Origin of the sequence: Streptomyces shenzhenensis (assembly GCF_003688995.1) — a bacterium.
Classification (GTDB): Bacteria; Actinomycetota; Actinomycetes; order Streptomycetales; family Streptomycetaceae; genus Streptomyces; species Streptomyces shenzhenensis_A.
Genome location: NZ_PENI01000120.1, coordinates 1 through 590, shown reverse-complemented (window position 1 = coordinate 590; position 590 = coordinate 1). Strand labels below are relative to the sequence as shown.

Below are 590 nucleotides of genomic sequence, written 5' to 3'. Positions count from 1 at the left end.
CACCGCACCCACCACCACCACGAGATGACCTTCTCCCTGGCCTACGCCCACAGCGAGAACTACATCCTGCCCATCTCCCACGACGAGACCGTGCACGGCAAACGCTCCCTGGTCTCGAAAATGCCCGGCGACCGGTGGCAGCAACACGCCGACCACCGCGCCTACCTCGCCTTCATGTGGGCCCACCCCGGCAAACAACTCCTCTTCATGGGCCAGGAGTTCGCCCAGACCACCGAATGGTCCGACACACACGGACCCGACTGGTGGCTGCTCGACCCCGCCCACCCCGCCGAACCCGACCACCGCGGCACCCGCGACCTCGTACGCGACCTCAACACCCTCTACCGCACCACCCCCGCCCTCTGGCAACGCGACACCCACCCCACCGGATTCCAATGGATCCTCGCCGACGCCGCCGACGACAACGTCCTCGCATTCCTCAGACTCGACGCGAACGGAACACCCCTGCTCTCGGTGTCCCACTTCTCCCCCCTCGTCCGCCACGACTACCGACTCGGCGTACCCCACGACATCCCCGCATGGCACGAGGCACTCAACACCGACAACGCCCGCTACGGCGGCAGCGATGT

The 590-nt window shown here is 66.9% G+C and carries 1 protein-coding gene; it reads left to right on the top strand.

What is annotated here, in order from left to right:
* On the top strand, positions 1-590 hold a 590-nt coding region (locus CTZ28_RS46455), incomplete at both ends, for an alpha amylase C-terminal domain-containing protein (RefSeq protein ID WP_183154930.1).